This window comes from Blastococcus sp. SYSU DS0828 (assembly GCF_054050975.1).
In genome coordinates this window covers 11,096-32,712 of sequence record NZ_JBJHAK010000026.1, presented here as the reverse complement: position 1 = coordinate 32,712, position 21,617 = coordinate 11,096, and the positions used below count along the sequence as shown (strand labels likewise).

Sequence of the window (21,617 nt, the reverse complement as noted above, 5' to 3'; positions counted from 1 at the left end):
CCCGCCCCGGGGACGCCGTCGGCCGCCGTCACCGGCGTCGCCCCACGAACGCCGACGCCACCACGCCGACCACCATCGCCGCGCCGGCAGCGACGTGCCGCCACATCGACGGCAGGTCGCGGGTGGTCACCACCGGGTCCGGCGGGAGCCCGTACACCTCCGGCTCGTCCAGCAGCAGGAAGAAGGCGCCCGCGCCACCGACGCCGTCGTCCTCGTCGCGCCCGTAGAGCCGGACGCCCTCGACCCCCTTGTCCTGCAGCGCCGCCAGCCGGGCGTCGGCCCTGGCCCGGAGCTCGTCGAGGTCGCCGAACTGGATCGACTCGGTCGGGCAGGCGCTCGCGCACGCGGGCTGGAGCCCGTCGGTGAGCCGGTCGTAGCAGAGGGTGCACTTGAACACCCGCCCGTCGTCCTCCCGCTGGTCGATGACGCCGTAGGGGCAGGCGGGCACGCAGTAGCCGCAGCCGTTGCAGATGTCCTCCTGCACCACGACGCTGCCGAACTCGGTGCGGAACAGCGAGCCGGTCGGGCAGACGTCCAGGCAGGCGGCGTGCGTGCAGTGCTTGCAGACGTCGGAGCTCATCAGCCACCGGATCTCCCGGTCCGCCGACGGCGTCTGCTGCGGCGCGCTCTGCTCGGCCGTGGTCGCCGACGCCGGCACCCGGGGGTGGACGACGGGCGGGTCCTGCAGCGGCCGCTGACCGCCGACCGCGCCCGGCGCTCCCACCGTCGGCATCGGGAGGTCGACCGCGCGGCTCTGCTCGACGAACGCCACGTGCCGCCAGCTGTTGGCCCCGAGCATGCCGGTGTTGTCGTACGACGCCCCGGTCAGCCCGAGCTGCGCCCGGTTGCCCTCGGCGTCGTCCATCGGGAGCGTGTTCCACTCCTTGCACGCCACCTCGCACGCCTTGCAGCCGATGCACACCGACGTGTCGGTGAAGAAGCCGACCCGGGGCGGGTGGTCGTCGCCGTACCCGCGCTCGCCGGCGACGTCGGGGACCGGGCCGAACAACCGGTTCTGCGGGTCGTCCCCGGAGAAGGCGGTGCTCGCTGAACTGATGGTCGTCATGACCGCTCCTCGATCGGGGCCCGTCCGTTCGGTCCCAGCCGCCCGCTCGCGACGCCGGCCCGGCGGCGGTGGTCCTCGACGAACTCGACCAGCTCCGGCCCCCGGGGCCGGCGGCCGGGCCGGATGTCGCAGGTGGCGACCTTGGACTCCTGGATGTGCACGTTCGGGTCCATCACCACGCCGAGCAGCTCGTTCGCCGAGTCGCCGGTGGTGATGCCGTTCTGGCCCCAGTGGTACGGGATCCCGATCTGGTGCACCTCGCGGCCGGCGACCCGCAGGGGGCGCATCCGCTCGGTGACGAGCACCCGTGCCTCGATGGCGTTGCGGGCGCTGACCAGCGTGGCCCAGCCCATGTGCTCCAGCCCGCGCTCGGCGGCCAGCTGGGGGCTGACCTCGCAGAAGAACTCGGGCTGCAGCTCGGCGAGGTACTCCAGGGTGCGGCTCATCCCGCCGGCGGTGTGGTGCTCGGTGAGCCGGTAGGTGGTGACGACGAACGGGAAGACCTCGTTCATCGCGGGGTTGGCCCGGTTCCACGCTCCTCTGAGCTCCTTGCGCGCCGGGTTGGCCTGCCGCGCGTACAGCGGGTTGGGCACCGGCGACTCGGCGGGCTCGTAGTGGGTCGGCATCGGCCCGTCGGCCAGCCCGGCGGGCACGAACAGCCACGCCTTGCCGTCACCCTGCATGATGAACGGGTCCGTGCCGGCCAGCGCGTCCTCGGCCGTGGCGCCCTCGGGCGGGGTGTAGTCGGGCCGCTTGGTGGCCTGGAAGTCCGGGACGTCGGGCCCGGTCCACTTTCCGGCGTCCTCGTCCCAGTACACGTACTTCTTCCGCTCGCTCCACGGCCGGCCCTCGGGATCGGCCGAGGCACGGTTGTAGAGCACCCGGCGGTTCATCGGCCACGCCCAGCCCCACTCCGGCGCCACCAGGTCCTGCTCGGTGTGCGGCTTCTTGCGGTTGGCCTGGTTGATCTCGTCGGCGAAGACACCGGAGTAGATCCAGCAGCCGCAGCTGGTCGAGCCGTCGTCGGCCAGCTCGGTGTACCCCGACACCGCCGTGCCGTCCGGCCCCGTCCCGCTGATCTCGCGGAGCACCGCGTGCGCGCTGGGCTCCTGCAGCGGACCGTGGGTCGGGTAGTCCCAGGTGAGATCGAGGATCGGCCGGTCCCGCGGGTCGGTGGAGCCGGCGAGCTTCTCGCGGATGATTCGGCCGAGGTGGAAGTAGAACCACAGGTCGCTGCGGCAGTCCCCCTGCGGCTCCACGGCCTGGGAGTGCCACTGCAGAAGCCGCTGGGTGTTGGTGAACGAGCCGTCCTTCTCCACGTGCGCCGCGGCGGGCAGGAAGAAGACCTCGGTGGGGATCTGCTCGGTGACCAGCTCACCGGTCTCGATCTCCGGGCCGTTCTCCCAGAAGGTGGCGGACTCGATCATCTGCAGGTCGCGGACGACGAGCCATTCCAGGTTGGCCAGGCCGAGGCGGGACATCTTCCCGTTCGCGTTGCCGACGACCGGGTTCTCCCCCACCAGGAAGTACCCGGGGACGGTGCCCTGGATCTGCTCGGCGATCGTCGAGTAGTTGCTGTGGTCGCCGGTCAACCGGGGCAGGTGGTCGAAGCAGAAGTCGTTCTCCGGCTGCGCGGCGTCGCCCCACCACGCCTTGAGCAGGCTGACCGCGTACTTCCGCATGTTGCCCCAGTAGCCGACCGAGCCCGAGGCCTCGGCGACGAAGTCGTCCAGGTCACGGTCCTCGCGGGCGTGCGGCATCGGGATGTACCCGGGTAGCAGGTTGTAGAGCGTCGGGATGTCGGTCGACCCCTGGATGCTGGCGTGCCCGCGCAGCGCCAGGATGCCGCCCCCGGGGCGCCCCATGTTGCCCAGCAGGGCCTGCAGCACGCTCGCGGCCCGGATGTACTGGACGCCGACGGTGTGCTGGGTCCACCCCACCGAGTAGACGAAGGCGCTGGTGCGCTCCCGGCCGGAGTTGCTGGTCAGCGCATCGGCGACCTTGCGGAAGACCGCCGGCTCGATGCCGCAGACCTCCTGGACCAGCTCGGGGGTGTAGCGCGCGTAGTGGCGCTTGAGCACCTGGAAGACGCACCGCGGGTGCTGGAGGGTCTCGTCCCGCTGCGGCTTGCCGCCGACGGGCAGGCCGCCGCTGCCCGACTCCTCCGAGCTGCCCTCCGCGTGCTCCTCCGGGTCGGGCGCCGTCCCGGGCTGCCGACCGTCGCGGGAACCGGAGGCCCCCGGCTTGGGCCCCTGGCGCTGACCGGCCGCGGCGGTCACGGGAGCGCCCTCGTACTGCCACGACTTCTCCTCGTACTGCCCCTTCTCGGGGTCGTAGCCGGAGAACAGGCCGTCGAGGTCCTCGGTGTCCTGGAAGTCCTCCCGCAGGATGGCCGCCGCGTTGGTGTAGGCGGCGACGTACTCCCGGAACTCCAGCCCGTTGGACAGCACGTGGTTGATCAGCCCGCCGAGGAAGGCGATGTCGCTGCCCGCCCGCAGCGGCACGTGCAGATCGGCGAGCGCGCTGGTGCGGGTGAACCGCGGGTCGACGTGGATGACCGTCGCGCCGCGCGCCTTGGCCTCCATCACCCACTGGAAGCCCACGGGGTGGGCCTCGGCCATGTTGGAGCCCTGAATGACGATGCAGTCGGAGTTGGCCAGGTCCTGCTGCGGCATCGTCGCGCCGCCGCGACCGAACGTGGTCCCCAGACCGGGGACCGTGGAGGAGTGCTATATGCGCGCCTGGTTCTCGACCTGGACCGCGCCCAGGGCGGTGTAGAGCTTCTTCATGAGGTAGTTCTCCTCGTTGTCGAGGGTCGCCCCTCCGAGGCTCGCTATCCCCATCGTCCGGTTGACCCGCTTGCCGTCGACCTCGTCCTGCCAGGTCTCGCGGCGGGTCCTGATCACCCGGTCGGCGATCATGTCCATCGCGGTGTCGAGGTCGAGGTCCTCCCACTCCGTCCCGTACGGACGGCGGTAGCGGACCTTGGTCTGACGGGTCGTACTGGTGACCAGGTTCTTGCTGGCCGCCCCCTTGGGGCACAGCCGGCCGCGGCTGATCGGCGAGTCGGGGTCACCCTCGATCTGGGTGACCTTCTCGTCCTGGACGAACACCCGCTGGCTGCAGCCCACCGCGCAGTAGGGGCACACGCTCTGCACCACCCGGTCGGCGGTGGCCGTGCGGGGGGTCAGGGAGTTCGTGCGCTTGCTCCGGACGGCGTCGCCACGACCGAGCGGATCGTTCCCGGTGAGCTGCCGGACCACCGGCCAGGCGTCGAGCCAGGTCTTCATGCGCCCCTCCTGCAGAGCCCGCGCCGCCGGGAGGGGCGGACGGGTCGCCGGGCGTGCAGGCACGGTCTCGGTCGCACGCCTCGGCCCGTTCAGCTGCCGTATCCGACCCTAGCCATCCCCCGCGCTGCCTGCACGTCCGCGCGCTGCGCCGTGGTCGCCGGCTCGCCCGCACCGGGCTCGTCGCCCAGCATGGGGACGATGAGCGGGAAGCCGGATGCCGTCGTCGTCGGCTCGGGGCCCAACGGCCTGGCCGCGGCCCTGCGGCTGGCCGCCGCGGGGCTGCGGGTGCAGGTCCTCGAGCGCGACGACCGGCCCGGAGGAGGCATCCGCTCCGCCGAGCTGACCCGGCCGGGCTTCCTCTCCGACATCTGCGCCTCGGTGCACCCCATGGCGGCCGCCGCTCCGTTCTTCCGCGAGTTCGACCTGCCGTCCCGCGGCGTGCGGCTCCTGCACCCGGAGGTCCCGTACGCCCACCCCCTCGACGAGGGCCGGGCCGCGGTCGCCCACCGGTCGCTGGAGGAGACGGCCGACGGGTTCGGGTCCGACGGCCCCGCCTACCGCCGGTTGCTCGGCCCGCTGGTCGACGCGGGCGACGACCTCGTGGACTTCTTCCTCGGCAGCGCGCTGCGCCGGTTCCCCACCCGGAGCCTCCCGGCGATGGCCTCGTTCGCCGTCAACGGCCTGCCCGACGTCCGCTGGCTGGCGCGCCGGTGGTTCCGCACCGAGGAGCCGAGCGCACTGCTCGCCGGGGCCGCCGCGCACGGGACGCTGGACCTCACCCGCGCGATCACCGGCGGGCTCGGCCTGCTGCAGGGGATGCTGGCTCACCACAGCGGCTGGCCGGTGGTCGAGGGCGGCTCGCAGCGGTTGGCCGACGCGATGGTCGTCGCCCTCCGGGAACAGGGAGGTGAGGTGGTCACCGGGCACGAGGTCACCGACCTGCGCGAGTTCGAGGGCGTCCCCGCGGTCCTGCTGGACACCACCCCGCAGGCCTTCGTCCGGCTGGCCGGCGACCGCGTCCACGAGGGGTACCGCCGCTGGGTCTCCCGGTACCGCCACGGCCCAGGCGTCTTCAAGATCGACTGGGCGCTGTCGGAACCGGTGCCCTGGACTCATGCCGACGTCCGCCGCGCCGGCACCGTGCACCTGTCGGGCACCCTCGACGAGACCGTTGCCGCCGAGTCCGCCCCCTCCTCGGGACGCGACACCGACCGGCCGTTCGTGATCGCCGTGCAGCCGACCGTGGCCGACCCGACGCGGGCACCGTCCGGGGGGCACGTGCTGTGGGCCTACGCGCACGTGCCGAACGGGTCCGACGTCGACATGACCGACCGGATCGAGGCGCAGGTGGAGCGGTTCGCCCCGGGGTTCCGCGACACGATCCTGGCCCGGCACACCATGCGCGCACCCGAGATGGAGGCGTACAACCCGAACTACGTCGGCGGGGAGATCTCCAACGGCGAGGCGTCCCTCCGGCAGATGCTCGCCCGCCCGGTGCCCCGGTGGAACACCTACAAGACGCCCGTGCCGGGCACCTACCTGGCCTCGTCGGCCACCCCACCGGGACCCGCCGTCCACGGCATGTGCGGGGACAACGCGGCACGGGTGGCGCTGCGGGAGGTCTTCGGCGTGCGCACCGGGCCCCCGTTGCGGCCCCCCGCGGCCCGACGCCCCGGTTCGCGCGCCCCGGGTTCGGACCCCGGGGGCCGCGGGTAGCGGACGTGGTGCCGCACCGGTCCACCCGCCACAGCGCGAGGAGCACCCATGAGCGAACCGACCCGGAGCAACTCCACCAGCGACCTGCTCCAGTCGTTGAGCACCGACCTCTCGGCCCTGGTCCGGCAGGAGCTGCAGCACGCCCAGGCCGAGCTGGCCGGCAAGGCCAAGCAGGCCGGTCGCGCCGGCGCACTCCTCGGCGCCGCCGGCGTCCTCGGCGCGATGTCCGTCGGCAGCGCGACGGCCCTCCTGCTGCGCGCCCTGGACCGCAGGGTGAGCCCAGCCACCTCCGCCGCGCTGGCGACCGGGCTCCTCGCCGGTGGCGCCGGCGCGCTCCTCGGGGGTGCGCTCGCGGAGCTGCGCCGTGCGTGGCCGCTGGTCCCGGACGAGACGGTGGAGAGCCTGCGCGACGACGTCCGCATCGCCTCAGCCCGCCGCCCGGCCGCGGGCTGAGGCACCGCGGCGCTCAGCGCCGCGCGGCGTCCAGAGCGGGGCGCGGCGACCGCGACCGGTCGGGCATCGGGGGCACCGCCGGTTGCGGCGCGTCGTCCGCGGGCGCGGATCGGACGAGGCGCAGGACGAGCACGACGGCGGCCAGCAGGTAGACCGGGGTGCCGGCGGCCCACAGGACGGCGCCGGCCACCTGCTGGTCGGCCACGGGGTCGAAGCCGTGGTCGGCGGCCCGCTCGACGTACACCCCGTACCAGGGGCTGGACGAGAGCATCATGACGCCACCGAGCACGGCCTCGCCGAACGCCGGCACGAGCACGGCGACCAGCCCCGCCACGAGCTGGCCGAGCCGTCGGCGCGGGACGCGCAGCACGCACCACCAGAAGACGACACCCGCGGCGAGGAACGTCAGGTGCTCGGCGACGTGCACCGCCTCCGAGCGCACCGCCGCCTCGTAGGCCCCCGGCAGGTGCCAGAGGAGGACCACGGTCAGGTAGCCGACGGCCACCCCGAGCACCACGGCGGGACGACGGGCACCCCGGGCCACCGCCGACCACGGGCGGGCGAGGACCTCGCGGGCCCGGGGCGGCAGCGCGGTGAGCACGCGCGGCACCGGATCGGCGAGCACGAGCAGCGGCGCGGCGACGATGGTCAGCAGCAGGTGCTGCGTCATGTGGGCGGTGAGGGAGTCCTCCGCCAGCCGCTCCAGCGGCGAGGCGAGGGCGGCGCCGAGCGCGGTCAGGCCGAGCAGCCAGGCCGCCCCCGGTCCGGCCGCCGCCCAGGGCGAGCGACGACGGGGCGCGGTCCAGGCCAGCAGGCAGGCGTAGCCGAGCGCGGCCAGCCCGAGGAAGGCGATCGTCGCGTACGACCAGTCGCCGCCCCCGCCGAGCGGGTGGGCCAGCGTGCTGCCGGGGACCGGGGCGCCGCTCACCGCGCCGGCCCTCCGGCCACCACGTCGAGGACCGTGTGCATGCCCGCGGCGTGGTGGCCGGTCACGGTGCACCACAGCTCCACGCGCTCGTCCGCCGCCACCGCGAACGCCAGCTCGTGCGCCTCGCCCGGGTCGAGCACCGGGGTGACGGCACGTTGGTCGCCGTCGACGCGGACGGCGAGGTCGTGCGGCGCCGCTCCCGCGTTGGTCACCACGAGCCGGATCTCCCCCGGGAGCAGCGGACGCCCCTCGGTCACGATCTCCCACTCGGTCAGCCCGACGCGCTGGTCGGCGGCCGGCGGCGCGGGTGCCGCCGGTGCCGTGGACGAGGCCCCGGCCGCGCACCCGCTGAGGAGGACCGCGAGCCCAAGCGGCACCAGCCGCCGGTGCGCCCGGCGCCCGGTCACGGCTCCTCCAGCAGGGCGCGGACCGCGTCGGCGGCCGGGTGGTCGGGGGCCAGCTCCAGGAACCGCCGCAGCGTGGCGGCCGCCGCGTCGTCGGCGAGCGCGTGCTGCGCGGACCCCAGCATGAGCAGCGCCTCCGGGTGCTCGGGGTGCTCGGCCAGCACGGTCTCCACCACGGGGCGGGCCTCGCCGGGCCGATCGTCGCGGAGCAGGGCGAACGCCAGCGAGAGCGCCACCGCCGGGTCGCCCGGCCGCTCCTCGAGCACCGCCCGGTAGCCGGTCGCCGCCTCGGCGAAGTGCCCGGCGTCGTCCAGCGCCCGCGCCTGCCGCAGCAGCTCGTCGGCGGGGTCGGCGCCGACCGCGCCCGGGGCGCTCACCGGTGCGGATCCCTCTTCGGCGGCGTCGGCGGCGGCGGGCGCCGCGGCGCGGGGGACGACGACCAGGGCGACGGCGCCGGCCGCGGCCACGGCGACCACCGGGACGACGACCGCCGGTCGCGGCAGCCATGTCCGCCGCACCCGGACCGGCCTCTCCTCCGGAGCCGGGGCGCCGCCCTCACCGAGGTCGTCGGGGACCGGCTCCCGCCGGGGGGCCGACAGCCGCAGGATCTCGGCCAGCAGCTCGTCCTCCGCGGCGCGCGCCTGCGCGGTCGTCCGCGGCCCGGACCGGACGTCGTCCAGCAGCTGCAGGGCCGCCTCCAGGCGCTCGTCGTCGCCCGACCCGGTCAGCCGGTCCGGCCGCGCGGCGGCCGCGGCCACGGCGGCCTCGGCCGCCGCGCGGTCGGCGTCGGTCAACGTGATTCGGCTGCCCGGCCGCCGGCGGGAGACCAGGACGCCGACCGCGATCACCCCGCCCACCAGGGCCACCCCCGGCAGGACGACCAGCGCCCAGCCCACCCCCTCCCGGGGCGGGTCGAGCAGGATCCACTCGCCGTAGCGCCCCACGAACCAGGCGCGGATCTCCTCGGGGCTCTCGCCCGCCGCCACCTGCTCGGCGATGACCGCCCGCATCCCCCGGGCCGCCGGCGCCGCCGAGTCCGCCGCGGACTCGCCCGCACAGGTGGGGCACCGCAGTCCGGCCGCGATCTCCCGCGCGGTCGCCGCCGGATCGGGCTGCGTGACCGGCTCCTGGCGCCACCACAGCGCGGCGACGAGGGCGAGCACCGCGAGCACGACGGCCAGGACCCGCGCCCGGCCGCTCACCCCGCCTCCAGCCGCGGCAGCACCTCGTCCGCCAGCCACGCGGCGGAGACCGCGCCCACCCGGCGGGCGACGACCGTGCCGTCCCGGTCGACGACGAAGGTCTCGGGCACACCCGTCGTCCCCCACTCCACGGCCAGCCGGCCGTCGGGGTCGGCCACGCTCGGGAACGGGGTGCCGCCGACGCCCGCGAGGAACTCGCGGGCGGCGTCGTCGTCGTCGTTCACGTCGATGCCGACGACCCGCAGGCCCTGCGGCCCCCACTGCCGCGCCGTCTCGACCAGCAACGGCATCTCCTCCCGGCACGGCGCGCACCACGAGGCCCAGACGTTCACGAGCACCACCGAACCGCGCAGGTCCGCGAGGTCGACGTGCCCACCGTCCAGGGTGGCACCCGCCAGGGCCGGGGCCGGGCTCCCCACGATCGCCGTGGAGGGGGCCCCCTCGGGCCGGTCCAGCGCGAGCGCGAGCGGCACGGTCAGCACCAGACCCACGAGCAGGGCGGGGACCAGCAGCAGCCACCGCCGCCGGCCACTCACCGCTCCCCCGACGACAGGCTCGTCGCGGGTTCCTCCGACGCCTGCTGCCCCCGCCGGACGCGGCGGGCGGGCCAGCCGGCCACCGCGGCCCCCAGCGCCATCACCCCGCCGGCGATCCAGAGCCAGGAGACCAGCGGGTTCACCGCGATCCGGACCAACGCCCACCCGCCGTCCGGGTCGACCTCGGTGACGGTCAGGTAGACGTCACCGGCGAGCGTGGACCGGACCGCCGGCGAGGCCACCGTGATGGAGTGCGCGGGGAACGTCCGCAGCTCGGGCGCGGCCGCGCCCCTCGCCCGGCCGGCCTCCTCCAGCTCCAGCCGCGCGACCACGCGCATCTCCTGCGCCGTCCGCTCGCGTTCCACCGATTCCAGCCGCGCCGTCCAGCCCGCCGCGCTCACCGCGTCCCCCACCGCGACGCGCTGCTCCGTCGCCGCCGCGAAGGAGGAGGACGCCGCCACGGCGACGGCGGCCAGCGCCACCCCGACGTGCACGACCAGCCCGCCGTACAACCGGCGCCGGCGGCGGCCGGCCTCCAGCAGCGCCCGCGGCCACGACCGGCCGGTGGCCCGCCGGACGACGCGCGTCCCCTGGCCGACCAGCTGCACCGACGTGGCCAGGACGAGGGCGGCCAGGCCGAACGCGGTCAGCGCCGCGGCGCCGGAGACGCCCAGCACCACCAGCAGCGCGACCAGCCCGACGGCGACGGCGACCGGCACCGCCACCCGGCGGGCGAGCGCCGGCACCGAGTCGCTCCCCCACGACACCAGCGGACCCAGCGCCATCAGCAGCAGCACGACGAGCGCGACCGGCACCGCCATCTGGTTGTAGTAGGGCGGGCCCACCGACACCTGGCGACCGTCGGCCAGCTGGGCGAACACCGGGAAGAGGGTGCCCAGCAGGACGGTGAAGGCCAGCCCGACCAGCAGCACGTTGTTCCCGAGGAACACCGTCTCCCGGGAGAGCCGGGCGGACAGGGTCCCGTCGGGCCCGAGCCGGTCGGCCCGCCACACCAGCAGCACCGCGACGACGACCAGCACGACGGCGACGAACCCCAGGAGCAGCGCACCCAGCGACGACCGGCTGAAGGCGTGGACGCTGTCGACGATGCCGCTGCGGGTCAGGAACGTGCCGACCAGCACGAGCACGAAGGAGGCGACGGCCAGGCAGACGTTCCACACCCGCAGGGTCGCCCGCCGCTCCTGCACCATGGCGGAGTGCAGCAGCGCCGTGGCCGTCAGCCACGGCAGCAGGGAGGCGTTCTCCACCGGGTCCCACGCCCAGTAGCCGCCCCAGCCCAGCACCGCGTAGGACCACCAGGCGCCGAGCACGATCCCCAGCGTCAGGAAGGTCCAGGACACGAGGGTCCACCGGCGGACGGCCAGCAGCCAGCCGCGCCCGGTGTCCCCGGTGACGAGGGCCGCGACCGCGTAGGCGAAGGGGACCGCGAGTCCGACGTACCCCAGGTACAGCAGCGGGGGGTGCGCCCCCATGAGCGGGTTGTCCTGCAGCAGCGGGTTCGGGCCCGGGCCGTCGGTGGGCGCCGGGGAGACCCGCTCGAACGCGTTGCCCCCGAACAGCGCGAGCGCGAAGAAGAAGGCGGCGACGACCGACAGCGTCACCAGCACCCAGGGGTGGTGCCGGGCGGCCCGCGCGTCCGGGCGGCGGGCGACCGCGGCGGCGTAGCCGGCGAGCACCACCAGCCAGAGCAGCAGCGACCCCTCCAGGGCGGACCAGAGGCTGGTCACCGTGTAGTACAGCGGCACGGCGCGACCGCCGTTCTCCGCCACGTACCGCACGCCGAAGTCGTGGGTGAGGAGCGCCCACTCGAGCACGGCGGCGGCCGCCAGCGCCGTCCCGAGGACGGCATAGGTCAGCCGCCGCGCCGATCCGGCCGGCGCGCGGCCCGTCGCGACGCCCACCCAGGCCGCCACGGACGTGAGCGCGAGCACGAGTCCCGAGGCCAGCGAGGCGGTCCCGAGCAGCGCCGTCACCCGGTCTCCCCGATCGGCTGGTACTCGTTGGAGTGCTTGACCAGGACCAGGTCGCCCACGAAGACGCCGTCCGCGCGCAGCCACCCCTCGACGACGGCGCCCTGCCCCTCGGCGAACACCGCCGGCAGTGCCCCGGAGTAGACGACGGGAAGGGTCCCGACGCCGTCGGTGACGGTGAACCGGGCCTCCGCGCCGACGCGCTCCAGGGAGCCGGCCTGCACCAGACCCCCGAGGCGCAGCCGCTCGTCCTCCGCCGGCTGCTCCGCGACGACCTCCGTCGGCGTGCGGTAGTAGACGAGGGTGTCGGCGAGCCCGCTGACCCCCAGCAGGGCGAGCGCGCCGGAGACCGCCCCGACCACCACCAGCAGCCGGAGCGACAGGGTGCGCCGCCGCGCGGTGGACCGGCTCACCGGTCACCCCGCCCGGGCCGGGTGGCCCACAGGTACCCGGCCCACACCAGCAGCGTGAGCAGGTAGCCGAGGACCACCGCCAGCTGCCCGCTCACCGGCCGCCCCCGGGGACGACGGTGATCACCGGCGCGTCCTCGCCGCCGGCACCGGCGGGCGCGCCGGCCGGCTCGGACGCCTCCGCCCGCAGCCGGGCGACCCGGCGGCGGACGACGAGCACCGCGAGGAGGGTGAAGGCGAGGACGCCCGCGCCCAGCGCCCACGCCATCGTGGCGTGGATCGGTGGGCTGCCCTCGGGGCCGAGCACGGTAGGCGGCTGGTGCAGCGTCCGCCACCAGACGACCGAGAAGTGCACGACCGGCACGTTGAGGAAGGCGACGATGCCGATGGCCGCGGACCGGCGGGCGGCGACGTGCGGGTCGTCGGCCATCCGGCGGACGCCGAGGTAGGCGACGTAGACCAGCAGGAGCACCGCCGTCGTCACCAGCCGGGCATCCCACGTCCACCAGACGCCCCAGACCGGGCGGCCCCACAGCATGCCCAGCGCGATCGCCAGCGCCGTCAGCCCGACGCCCAGCTCGGCGGCCGCCTGCGCGTACCGGTCGAAGCCGAGCTCACGGCGCACCAGGTAGCCCACGCTGCACACCAGCACGGTCGCGAACGCCAGGTAGGCCACCCAGGCGGCCGGGACGTGCACGTACATCAACCGCTGCGCCGGACCTTGCACCCCGTCCTCGGGGGCGACGACGAGCGCCAGGACCAGCGCGACCGCGGTCGCCCCGGCAGCGGCGGCGGGGAGGAGCGCACCGCCGGGCACCGGAGTCCTACGCACGCTCGCTCCTCCTGTCGACCGGTCCCCGCCCGGGAAGGCCCGGGGACGGCTGGGTCAGCGGGGACCCGGCCAGCCTCTCACTCCTCCAGGAGGAAGGGGAAGACGGCCCAGGCGGTCGCCCCGGCGACCAGGTCGTAGGCGACCAGCAGCACCAGCCACGGGAGCGGCTCCGCCACGACGCCGGCCTGCGTCCCGGCCAGCAGGGCGGGCAGCCCGGCGGGGAGCACCAGGGCCGCGAGCAGGCCCGCACCGCGGGCCGAGGCCGCCAGCAGGGCGCCGAACACCGTGGTGCTCGCCGCGACGCCGCCCAGGCCGAGCGCCGCCGCCGCGCACCCGGCGAGGGAGACGGGGCCGTCGAGGAGCAGGACGGCGAGGACGGTCCCCGTGGTCCAGGTGACCGCGAGCGCGGTCCAGAGGACGGCGGCCTTGGCGAGGAACAGCGCCCCGGCCGGGACCAGGCCGCGCAGCAGGTCCCAGGAGTCCTCGTCGCGCTCCGCCGCCGCGACCAGCCGGGCCAGCGGAACCGCGGCGGTGAGCACGAGCAGCCAGACCAGGCCGGGCGCGGCGGCCCGGAGCGCGACGGGGTCGGGGCCGAGCACGAGACCCCCCAGCACGACCCCGGCCGCGACGAACGGCAGCACCGAGGCGAAGCCGTCGACGCCACCCAGGGCGATCCGCGCGTCCCGCCGGACCAGCAGGGGAACGGTGCGCAGCACGCCGGCGCGGCCCTGCCGCTGTCCACCTCCCCCGCTCACCCGAGCACCGTCGCAGCTCCCCCGACGAGCTCCAGGCGGGCGTCGACCGGGCCCAGGCCGGCGGCCACCTCCGAGCCCGCGACGAGCACCGCCGCCCCGTCACCGGCCAGGTCCTCGACCGTCCGGCGCACTGCCTCGCGTCCGGTCGCGTCGAGGTGCTCCATGGGCTCGTCGAGGCACACCACCGCCGGGGTCACCACGCGGGCCACGGCGAGGGTCACCCGCGCCCGCTGCCCCGCCGAGAGGCGGCCGGCCTCCTGTCCCCACAACTCCTCGGGGAGCCCGCACGCGGTGAGGGCCGCCGCAGCGGCACCGGCCGGCTGCTCCCGGCCGGCCAGGGCGCCGGCGAACGTCACGGCGTCCAGTGCCCGCTGCCGACGGCGCGCGGCCGCCCCGGGGCGCAGGTACAGCGCGTGCCCGGTCACCGACCGGGTGCCCGACGTCGGCTCCACCAGCCCCGCCGCGATCCGCAGCAGCGTGGTCTTGCCGGCGCCGTTCCCCCCGCCGACGACGCAGACCGCGCCGGCCGACAGCCGCAGCGTCAGGGGGGCGAGCGCGGTCCGCCCGCCGTAGCGGCGGGCCACCTCCTGCAGGCACAGCACCGGCGGTTCCCCCGCGGCAGGGCGGCCGGTCCTCGACTGGGTCATCGTGCCGAGGATGGTGCCACCGCCGCCCGCGCCCGGGCCGAGCAGCTGCGGTTGTGCGGCCGAAGCCAGCCACTAGGGTCGGACGGGACCGCACGGGAGCCCTCCCCGGAGGGGCAGCCCGACCAGCCCGCCACGGAGGTGCGATCGTGCCAGCCGACCTCGCTCCGGTGGCCGCACCGGAGCCAGGCTCGGTGCTCGATCCCGTGGGCCCCGAGGCGGCGCAGATCGCCGGCCTCACCTGGTTCATGATCGTCCTGGGCGGTCTGCTGTGGCTGGCCACCGTGGTGTTCCTGGTGCTGGCCCTCCGGCACCGCGCGCGCCGCGAGCCACGGGCCGCGAACCGGGGCGCGAAGGCCTTCATCGCCGTGTGGGGCGTGGTCGTCCCGATCGTCGTCCTGCCCGCCGTCTTCGCCTACAGCCTCGTGGTGGGCGTCGACATCTCCCGGCCTGCCCCTCCCGAGGCGCTCACCGTCGAGGTCGTCGGCCACCAGTTCTGGTGGGAGGTGCGCTACCCCGACGCCGACGTGGTGACCGCCAACGAGATCCACGTGCCGGTCGGCCGCCCCGTCCGGCTGGAGATGACGTCGGCGGACGTGATCCACAGCCTCTGGATCCCGCCGGTGGCCGGCAAGCTCGACCTCCTCCCCGGGCAGACCAACGTCCTGTCCTTCCAGGTCGAGGAGGCCGGTCGCTACCTCGGGGAGTGCGCCGAGTTCTGCGGCATCCAGCACGCCCGCATGCAGTTCGTCCTCGTCGCCCAGGAGGAGGACGAGTTCGCCGACCACCTGGTCGCGTTGCAGGCGGGCTCCGCGGAGCCGGACGGCGAGCTCGAGGAGGCCGGCCGCGAGGTGTACCTGGCCGCGGGCTGCGGGCAGTGCCACCGGATCGAGGACGTCAGCGAGGGGGACGACTTCGCCCCGGACCTCACCCACCTCGCGTCCCGGGACACGATCGCCGCGGGGATGCTCGAGAACACGCGGGGCAACCTGGCGGGCTGGATCCTCGACCCGCAGGGCCTCAAGTCGGGGGTCCGCATGCCGCCGAACAACCTCTCGGGCGACGACCTGCAAGCGCTGCTGGCCTATCTGGAGAGCCTCGAATGACCGCGCTGCAGGATCCCCCGGCCACAGAGGACCGGCTCGCCGCCACGTGGGCCACCCCACCCGGCCTGGCCGGCTGGTTCACGGCCCTCAACCACAAGCAGGTGGGCCAGCGCTTCCTCATCACCGCGTTCGTCTTCTTCGCCCTGGGCGGCATCCAGTCGGTGCTGATGCGCTGGCAGCTCGGGAGCGCCGAGAGCACCTTCCTCGACGCGCAGACCTACAACGAGCTGTTCACCATGCACGGCACGACGATGATGTTCCTGTTCGCCGTGCCGGTGGGCGAAGCCTTCGCGATGTACTTCCTGCCGCTCATGCTCGGCACCCGGGACCTGCCGTTCCCCCGGCTGACCGCCTTCGGCTGGTACATCTACGTGCTCGGCGGGATCTTCCTCTACAGCAGCTTCCTGTTCGGCCAGGTCCCCGACGGCGGCTGGTTCGCCTACACCCCGCTCACCGGGCCCGAGTACTCCCCGAGCAACTCGATGGACTTCTGGCTGCTGGGCGTGACGTTCGTGGAGATCGCGACGATCGCCGGAGCGATCGAGCTGGTGGTGCTGATCCTCCGGTACCGGGCGCCGGGCATGAAGATCAGCCAGATGCCGCTGCTGGCGTGGAACGTGCTGGTCACCGGGATCGCCGTCATCTTCGCGTTCCCGCCGCTGGTGGTCGCCAGCGTGCTCCTCGAGCTGGACCGCAAGATCGGCACGCACTTCTACGATCCGGCGGCCGGTGGCGAGTCCTTGCTCTGGCAGCACCTGTTCTGGTTCTTCGGCCACCCCGAGGTCTACATCATCCTGCTGCCGGGGCTGGGCATCGTCTCCACGATCGTGCCGGTCTTCGCCCGCAGCCGGATCGTCGGCTACAGCCTGATCGCCGTCTCGACGGTCGCCATCGGCATCCTGTCGTTCGGCGTGTGGGTGCACCACATGTTCGTGACGGGGATCCCGCAGCTCGGGCTGGCCTTCTTCTCCGTGGCGAGCCTGTTCATCCCGATCCCGAGCGCCATCCAGGTCTCGGCGTGGATCGCCACCATCTGGCAGGGCCGGGCGGTGTGGAAGACGCCGATGATGTACGTCGTCGGCTTCATCGTGATCTTCGTCCTCGGCGGGGTCACCGGGGTGATGGTCGCCTCGGTCCCGTTCGACCAGCAGGCGCACGACAGCTACTTCGTCGTCGCGCACTTCCACTACGTGCTCATCGGCGGGATCCTCTTCCCGGTGCTGGCCGCCGTCCACTTCTGGATGCCGAAGATGAGCGGCCGCCTGCTCGACGAACGCATCGGCAAGACGGCGTTCTGGCTGACCTTCGTCGGCTTCAACGTGACGTTCTTCCCGCTGCACATCACCGGGCTGCAGGGCATGCCGCGCCGCCTCTACACCTACGCGGAGAACACAGGGTGGGAGCTCACGCAGGCGATCGCGACCGCGGGCACCGTCGTCCTCACCCTGGGCCTGCTCATGACGCTGGGCAACGTGGTGCTGTCGGCGCGGTACGGCGAGCGGGCCGGGGACGACCCGTGGGGCGGAGAGACCCTGGACTGGTACGCGACCTCGCCGCCGCCGGCCTACAACTTCCGCGGCATCCCGGAGGTCGCCAGCCGCTCGCCGCTGTGGGACACCCGGCCCTTCCGGCCGAAGTACGACCCGGCCACCTGGCAGGACGAGCTGCGCGAGCCCCGCGCTCCCGTGCGGCAGGTCGTGCTCACCAGCATCCTCGACGCCGCCCCCGAGGAGCTGGTCACCCTGCCGCAGAAGTCGTGGTGGCCGCTGCTGATGGCCTCCTCGCTCACCGTCGCCCTGATCGGCACGATGATCGACGTCTACCCCGTCGCCCTCACCGGTGTGCTCGCCGCGGTCGTGACCGGTGTGGCCTGGGTCTGGAACAGGCAGGACCGGCTGTGAGGACCAGCGGACACGCCGGGGACGCCGCCCCCCGTCCGGCCCCGCACATCGCCCGCGGCACCGGGTGGTGGGGGATGCTGCTGCTCCAGCTCGTCCTGGTGTCGATGCTCGCGGCGCTGCTGTTCTCCTACTTCTACCTGCGCGACGGCTTCGACACGTGGCCGCCCGAGCCGGCGCCCGCCCCCGCGCTGGGGCTGACCGCGGTCGCCACCGCGCTGCTGCTGCTCAGCGCCGTCCCGGTGGCCGCGGTCCACCTGTCGGCGCGGGCCGGGAAGGCGGCCGGCCGGGTCCCCGCCGCGCTGGCCGCCGCCGTCGTCCTCGGGGTGGCGTTCCTCCTCGTGCAGTTCGCCGACTACGCGGCCAACGACATCGACCCGCAGCGCGACGTGTACGGCTCCCTCTTCCTCGCCCTCGCCGGCTTCCACCACGTCAACGCCGCCCTGGCCCTGCTCGGGCTGGGCATCGTGCTGCTGCGCGTGCGGACCGGCAGCATGCCCCCCCGCGAGCAGGAGATGGCGGTGACCGCCGCGCACTACTGGTACTTCGTGGTCTGGTCCTGGATCGTCATCGCCGCCACCCTCTACCTGACGCCGAGGTTCTGGTGACCGCCGCGACTCCGGAGACCAAGCGCCCCGCCGGCCGGCCGGTCCTGTTCTGGTTCGGTGTCGGCGGTGGCACCGCGGCCTGGCTGCTGCACCTGCTGGTCGGCTACTGGTTCATCGAGATCGGGTGCCCCACCGAGGGCCCGGCGCTCCCCGTCTTCCTCGTCGTGCTGACCGTGGCCCTCACGGTCATGGCCCTGGCCGCGACCTGGGCGTCCTGGTGGTCGATGCGGCACCTGCCACCGCAGCCGGAGTCCGCCGCCGTCCCCGGTCCCGAGCTCCGGCCGCTGCTGCCCTGGCGGCGTCGGCGCGACCCCGCGGACGCGCCCCCGGCCGGCGCCTGGGACCCGGTGCCGAGCCCCGCGCGCAACCGGCTGCTCGCGCTCACCGGCCTCACCATGAACCTGCTGGCGGTCGGCCTGATCGTGCTGGCGCTGCCCCCCGTCCTCGTGTACGGACCGTGCTGGTGACCGGGGGACGGCGGGGAATGCGGGCCCGGCTGGCGGCGGCGCTCGTGGCAGCCGCGGCCGGGCTGAGCGCCTGCACCGACGCGACCGGCGAGCCGCAGGTGTCCGCGGACCGCGGGCGCGAGCTGCTGCGCGAGTACGGCTGCGCGGCCTGCCACCAGGTGCCGGGGGTGACCGGGCCGCAGGGCCGGGTGGGTCCGCCGCTCGGGACGCTCGTCGAGCGGCGGGTGATCGCCGGGCAGCTCCCCCACACGCCCGAGAACCTGCGGAGCTGGATCCAGGACCCCCAGGAGCTGGACCCCGGCAACCTGATGCCCGACCTCGGGGTGACCGACGAGGACGTCGACGCCATCGTCGCCTACCTGTACTCGCTGGAGCCCTCGTGAGCCGCCGCCGGATCCCGACGGCCGCGCGCCTGCTCCAGGTGCTGGCGCTGGTCGCGGCCTGCGTCGCCCTCACCCTGGTGGCGGCACCGGTCGAGGCCGCCCCGGCCCCGGCGCCGCCCGCCGAGGAGGTCGCCGACGGCGGGACCGTCTACCAGCGGTACTGCGGGATCTGCCACAACAACGACGGCAGCGGCATCCCCGGGACCGGCGACGAGGCGGGGCCGGACCTGCGCGGGTTGCCGGTGGCCTACGTCGACCTGGTCATCCGCACCGGCCGGATGCCGATCCTGCACCGGCCGGTCGGCGCCGTGGAGGAACAGCTCACCGACGCCCAGCGCGAAGCGGTCGTCACCTGGATGGCCGAGGAGTTCGACCTGGAGGGCGGGATCCCCGAGGTGGGGGCAGGCGACCCGGGCCGCGGGCAGCCGCTCTGGCTGACCAACTGCGCGCCCTGCCACAGCGCCGGGGGCAACGGCGGCATCTCGGCCGACGGGACGGTCGCCCCGGAGGTCACCGGCATCGACCCCACCGGCATCGTGGAGGCGATCCGGGTCGGCCCGTTCGAGATGCCCCGGTTCGGCGACGAGGTCCTCAGCGAGCAGGACGCCGCCGACATCGCCGCCTACGTGCAGGACCTGTCGGACGCCGAGACCACACCCCTGGGGCTCTCGGACGTCAGTCGCGTCTACGGCGGTGTCTTCACCGGCCTGATCGCCCTGGCCATGGCGGGCGCGCTGGTGCTCGTCGTCCGGACCGGCCGGCGATCGGCCCCGGAACCGGCCGGGCGCACCCCCTCGGACCCGGAGGACAGGGAGGGCACGGAGCAGTGACGGCCACGGAGCCCCGCCCGGAGTCCCGCCCCGCGCTCCTGCGCCGCCCGGTCCCGCTCGCGGCCGGAGCCGTGGCGGCGATCCTGCTCGCGGCGTTCGTGGCGGGCCTGGTGCTGGACTGGCCCACCTCCGCGCTCGGGCTGCTCCTCGGCATCGGCACGCTGTGCGCCGCTCTCGTCGTGGCCGCCGCGCTGCCCGCTGACGAGGACCAGGAGCTCGTCTGGCCGGGCCAGCGCGAGCCGGGGGACGCACCGCTGCTCGCGGCGGTCGCCGGTCACCCGGTCCGCCGGCGCTGGGTCCTCGGTGGCGTCGGCGTCGGCGCGCTCGCCGGGATCGGCCTGCTCGCCTGGCTGGGCCGGGACGAGCCGCCGGCCACCAGCTGGCGGCGGGGGACGCACCTGGTGACCGCCGAGGGCCAGCGGATCCGCGCGGCGGACGTGCCGATCGGCGGCTTCGGCACCGTGTGGCCCGAGGGCGCCGCCCGGGAGGACCTGGCGGCGGTCGTGCTGGTGCGGCTCTCCGCGCAGAGCGCGCAGCCGCCGACGGTCCTCGACTGGGTCGTCGGCGAACGGCTGGTCGCCTACTCGAAGGTCTGCACGCACGCCGGCTGCCCGGTCGGGCTGTACCAGGAGGACAGCGACTCGCTGTTCTGCCCCTGCCACCAGGCCACCTTCGACGCGGCGCGCGGGGCAGTACCGACGTTCGGGCCGGCGTCGCGCCCCCTCCCCCAGCTCCCCCTCGGCGTCGACGCGGACGGCTTCCTGGTGGCCCTCGGCGACTTCGCGACGCCCATCGGTCCGGTGCGCGGATGAGCGTCCAGGAAGCCCCCACCCGGCCCCGGTGGCTACGCGAGCTGTTCGTCCCGACGCACTGGTCGTTCCTGCTGGGGCCGGTCGCGGTGATCTGCTTCGCCGTCCTGCTGCTGACCGGGCTGGTGCTGACCTTCTTCTACGAGCCGTCGGCCGAGCTGGTGGAGTACCAGGGCTCGGCCGACCTCTACGACGGCCGGGAGCTGCCGGCCGCGTTCTCCTCCGTCGTCTCGATCAGCCACGACCTGCCCGGCGGGCTGCTGCTGCGCCGGGTGCACCGGGTGGCGAGCTACCTGTTCGTCGCGGCGCTGCTGCTGCACGTGCTCCGGGTGCTCCTCGCCGGGGCCTTCCGGGGTCGCCGCATCTCGAACTACCTGCTCGGCCTGGTCCTGCTCGCACTGGCCTTCGCGCTGGGTTGGTCGGGCCAGAACCTGGTGTACGACGTGATCACCGGCAGCAGCGTCCGGATCGGGTACTCGATCGCGGCGAGCATGCCCTGGCTCGGCGGGGAACTGGCCGACCTCGTCTTCGCGGGCCCGGACGTCGCCGACGTCGTCCCCCGGCTGTTCTGGCTGCACGTCCTGCTGCTGCCGGTCGCCTTCGGAGGGTTGCTCGCCGTCCACCTGTGGCTCGTCGTCCGCCAGCGGCACACAGTCCTGCCGCGGCGCCGTCGCCCCGACGGGCAGCTGGTCGTGGCGACCCCCGGCCGGAGCGGGCTGCGGTCCCGCGCGCTGCTGCTCACCCTGCTGACCACCACGCTGCTCGTCGTCTCCGCCGCGCTGGTCCCCTTCGGGGACGTCCTGCACATCGGCCCGTACCTGCCCGGTGTGGCCGGCAACGACATGTACCCGGACTGGTACCTGTTCCCGGCCGAGGGCGGCATCCTCCTCCTGCCGGCCGTGGAGTTCAGCATCCTGGGGGCGACGATCACCAACCCGTTCCTGGGCGGTGTCCTGCTGCCGGTGCTCATCGGCGGGGCGGTGCTGGTCTACCCGCTGCTGGAGCGGCTGTTCCGCCGGCGTCCGGAAGCCGACCTCGACCTCAGCGAGCGGCCGCTCGACGCGCCGTTCCGCGTCGCCTTCGTCACCTTCGTCGTGGTGCTCGGCGCGGTGACGGGCGCGGGGGCGGCCAGCGACGTGATCGCCCAGGTGCTCGGGCTGGAGGTGGTCACCGTCATCTGGTTCCTGCGCATCGCGCTGGTGGCGGCCCCGCCGGTGCTCGCGGGCGCTCTGTTCTGGTACGCCCGGCGGCGCTCCCGCCAGTCCCCGCTCTGACCCGGGCGTCGCGGC

General features: G+C 74.8%; 20 protein-coding genes and 1 pseudogene. 10 read left to right on the top strand and 11 right to left on the bottom strand.

The features are described 5' to 3' along the window. Positions 1–28: 28 nt before the first annotated feature. Together ACI79Q_RS17605 and fdh are read right to left on the bottom strand one after the other, a co-directional pair. Complete coding sequence (locus tag ACI79Q_RS17605) at positions 29–1,066, bottom strand: 4Fe-4S dicluster domain-containing protein (RefSeq protein ID WP_456589303.1); 1,038 nt, start codon at positions 1,064–1,066, stop codon at positions 29–31. Further along, positions 1,063–4,356, bottom strand: a pseudogene (gene fdh / locus ACI79Q_RS17600) (formate dehydrogenase). Before fdh ends, ACI79Q_RS17605 begins: the two are co-directional and overlap by 4 nt. A 198-nt stretch (positions 4,357–4,554) precedes the next feature. Between fdh and ACI79Q_RS17595 the strand changes: the two are divergent. After that, a complete protein-coding gene (locus ACI79Q_RS17595; RefSeq protein ID WP_456599525.1) occupies positions 4,555–6,072 on the top strand; it encodes a phytoene desaturase family protein in 1,518 nt (505 codons plus the stop codon). Positions 6,073–6,120: 48 nt separating this feature from the next. Beyond that, complete coding sequence (locus tag ACI79Q_RS17590; RefSeq protein WP_456589305.1) at positions 6,121–6,525, top strand: phage holin family protein; 405 nt, start codon at positions 6,121–6,123, stop codon at positions 6,523–6,525. A gap of 13 nt (positions 6,526–6,538) precedes the next feature. Here the strand turns inward: ACI79Q_RS17590 and ACI79Q_RS17585 are convergent, their stop codons facing one another. The 9 genes from ACI79Q_RS17585 to ACI79Q_RS17545 form a co-directional block, all read right to left on the bottom strand. After that, the gene (locus tag ACI79Q_RS17585; RefSeq protein WP_456589306.1) at positions 6,539–7,453 is read right to left on the bottom strand and encodes a cytochrome c oxidase assembly protein; all 915 of its coding nucleotides are present in this window, start codon (positions 7,451–7,453) and stop codon (positions 6,539–6,541) included. Next, positions 7,450–7,860, bottom strand: a complete 411-nt coding sequence (locus tag ACI79Q_RS17580) for a hypothetical protein (RefSeq protein ID WP_456589307.1) — start codon at positions 7,858–7,860, stop codon at positions 7,450–7,452. Before ACI79Q_RS17580 ends, ACI79Q_RS17585 begins: the two co-directional genes overlap by 4 nt. Beyond that, positions 7,857–9,059, bottom strand: a complete 1,203-nt coding sequence (locus ACI79Q_RS17575; RefSeq protein ID WP_456615103.1) for a cytochrome c-type biogenesis protein CcmH — start codon at positions 9,057–9,059, stop codon at positions 7,857–7,859. Before ACI79Q_RS17575 ends, ACI79Q_RS17580 begins: the two co-directional genes overlap by 4 nt. Beyond that, positions 9,056–9,595 (bottom strand): TlpA family protein disulfide reductase, encoded by a 540-nt coding sequence (locus ACI79Q_RS17570; protein WP_456615102.1) that lies wholly within the window; start codon positions 9,593–9,595, stop codon positions 9,056–9,058. The genes ACI79Q_RS17575 and ACI79Q_RS17570 overlap by 4 nt, the downstream gene beginning before the upstream one ends. Continuing rightward, the gene (locus ACI79Q_RS17565) at positions 9,592–11,589 is read right to left on the bottom strand and encodes a heme lyase CcmF/NrfE family subunit (RefSeq protein ID WP_456615101.1); all 1,998 of its coding nucleotides are present in this window, start codon (positions 11,587–11,589) and stop codon (positions 9,592–9,594) included. The genes ACI79Q_RS17570 and ACI79Q_RS17565 overlap by 4 nt, the downstream gene beginning before the upstream one ends. Further along, positions 11,586–11,999 carry a cytochrome c maturation protein CcmE gene (locus ACI79Q_RS17560; RefSeq protein ID WP_456589311.1) on the bottom strand — a complete coding sequence of 138 codons (414 nt, stop codon included), beginning with the start codon at positions 11,997–11,999 and terminating at the stop codon, positions 11,586–11,588. Before ACI79Q_RS17560 ends, ACI79Q_RS17565 begins: the two co-directional genes overlap by 4 nt. A 91-nt stretch (positions 12,000–12,090) precedes the next feature. Next, positions 12,091–12,828 (bottom strand): cytochrome c biogenesis protein CcsA, encoded by a 738-nt coding sequence (ccsA, locus tag ACI79Q_RS17555; protein WP_456589312.1) that lies wholly within the window; start codon positions 12,826–12,828, stop codon positions 12,091–12,093. A gap of 77 nt (positions 12,829–12,905) precedes the next feature. Further along, positions 12,906–13,583: a heme exporter protein CcmB gene (locus ACI79Q_RS17550; protein ID WP_456589313.1), complete on the bottom strand. Its 678-nt coding sequence runs from the start codon at positions 13,581–13,583 to the stop codon at positions 12,906–12,908. Further along, positions 13,580–14,230, bottom strand: coding sequence for an ABC transporter ATP-binding protein (locus ACI79Q_RS17545; protein WP_456589314.1), 651 nt, complete (start codon positions 14,228–14,230; stop codon positions 13,580–13,582). Before ACI79Q_RS17545 ends, ACI79Q_RS17550 begins: the two co-directional genes overlap by 4 nt. A gap of 146 nt (positions 14,231–14,376) precedes the next feature. Between ACI79Q_RS17545 and coxB the strand changes: the two genes are divergently transcribed. The 8 genes from coxB to ACI79Q_RS17505 are packed head-to-tail and all read left to right on the top strand — an operon-like array spanning position 14,377 to position 21,602. Beyond that, the gene (gene coxB, locus ACI79Q_RS17540) at positions 14,377–15,333 is read left to right on the top strand and encodes a cytochrome c oxidase subunit II (RefSeq protein ID WP_456589315.1); all 957 of its coding nucleotides are present in this window, start codon (positions 14,377–14,379) and stop codon (positions 15,331–15,333) included. Next, positions 15,330–17,234 carry a cytochrome c oxidase subunit I gene (gene ctaD / locus ACI79Q_RS17535; RefSeq protein WP_456589316.1) on the top strand — a complete coding sequence of 635 codons (1,905 nt, stop codon included), beginning with the start codon at positions 15,330–15,332 and terminating at the stop codon, positions 17,232–17,234. Before coxB ends, ctaD begins: the two co-directional genes overlap by 4 nt. Continuing rightward, on the top strand, positions 17,231–17,839 hold the full coding sequence (locus ACI79Q_RS17530; RefSeq protein WP_456589317.1) for a cytochrome c oxidase subunit 3: 609 nt from the start codon (positions 17,231–17,233) through the stop codon (positions 17,837–17,839). The genes ctaD and ACI79Q_RS17530 overlap by 4 nt, the downstream gene beginning before the upstream one ends. Next, the gene (locus ACI79Q_RS17525) at positions 17,836–18,306 is read left to right on the top strand and encodes a hypothetical protein (protein WP_456615100.1); all 471 of its coding nucleotides are present in this window, start codon (positions 17,836–17,838) and stop codon (positions 18,304–18,306) included. Before ACI79Q_RS17530 ends, ACI79Q_RS17525 begins: the two co-directional genes overlap by 4 nt. Continuing rightward, positions 18,303–18,689, top strand: coding sequence for a c-type cytochrome (locus ACI79Q_RS17520; protein ID WP_456589319.1), 387 nt, complete (start codon positions 18,303–18,305; stop codon positions 18,687–18,689). Before ACI79Q_RS17525 ends, ACI79Q_RS17520 begins: the two co-directional genes overlap by 4 nt. Then, a complete protein-coding gene (locus ACI79Q_RS17515) occupies positions 18,686–19,519 on the top strand; it encodes a c-type cytochrome (protein ID WP_456613510.1) in 834 nt (277 codons plus the stop codon). Before ACI79Q_RS17520 ends, ACI79Q_RS17515 begins: the two co-directional genes overlap by 4 nt. Further along, entirely contained in the window at positions 19,516–20,331 is an 816-nt protein-coding gene (locus tag ACI79Q_RS17510; protein ID WP_456613511.1) for a QcrA and Rieske domain-containing protein, read from the top strand. The genes ACI79Q_RS17515 and ACI79Q_RS17510 overlap by 4 nt, the downstream gene beginning before the upstream one ends. Beyond that, positions 20,328–21,602 carry a cytochrome b N-terminal domain-containing protein gene (locus tag ACI79Q_RS17505; protein WP_456589322.1) on the top strand — a complete coding sequence of 425 codons (1,275 nt, stop codon included), beginning with the start codon at positions 20,328–20,330 and terminating at the stop codon, positions 21,600–21,602. Before ACI79Q_RS17510 ends, ACI79Q_RS17505 begins: the two co-directional genes overlap by 4 nt. Positions 21,603–21,617 lie beyond the last annotated feature (15 nt).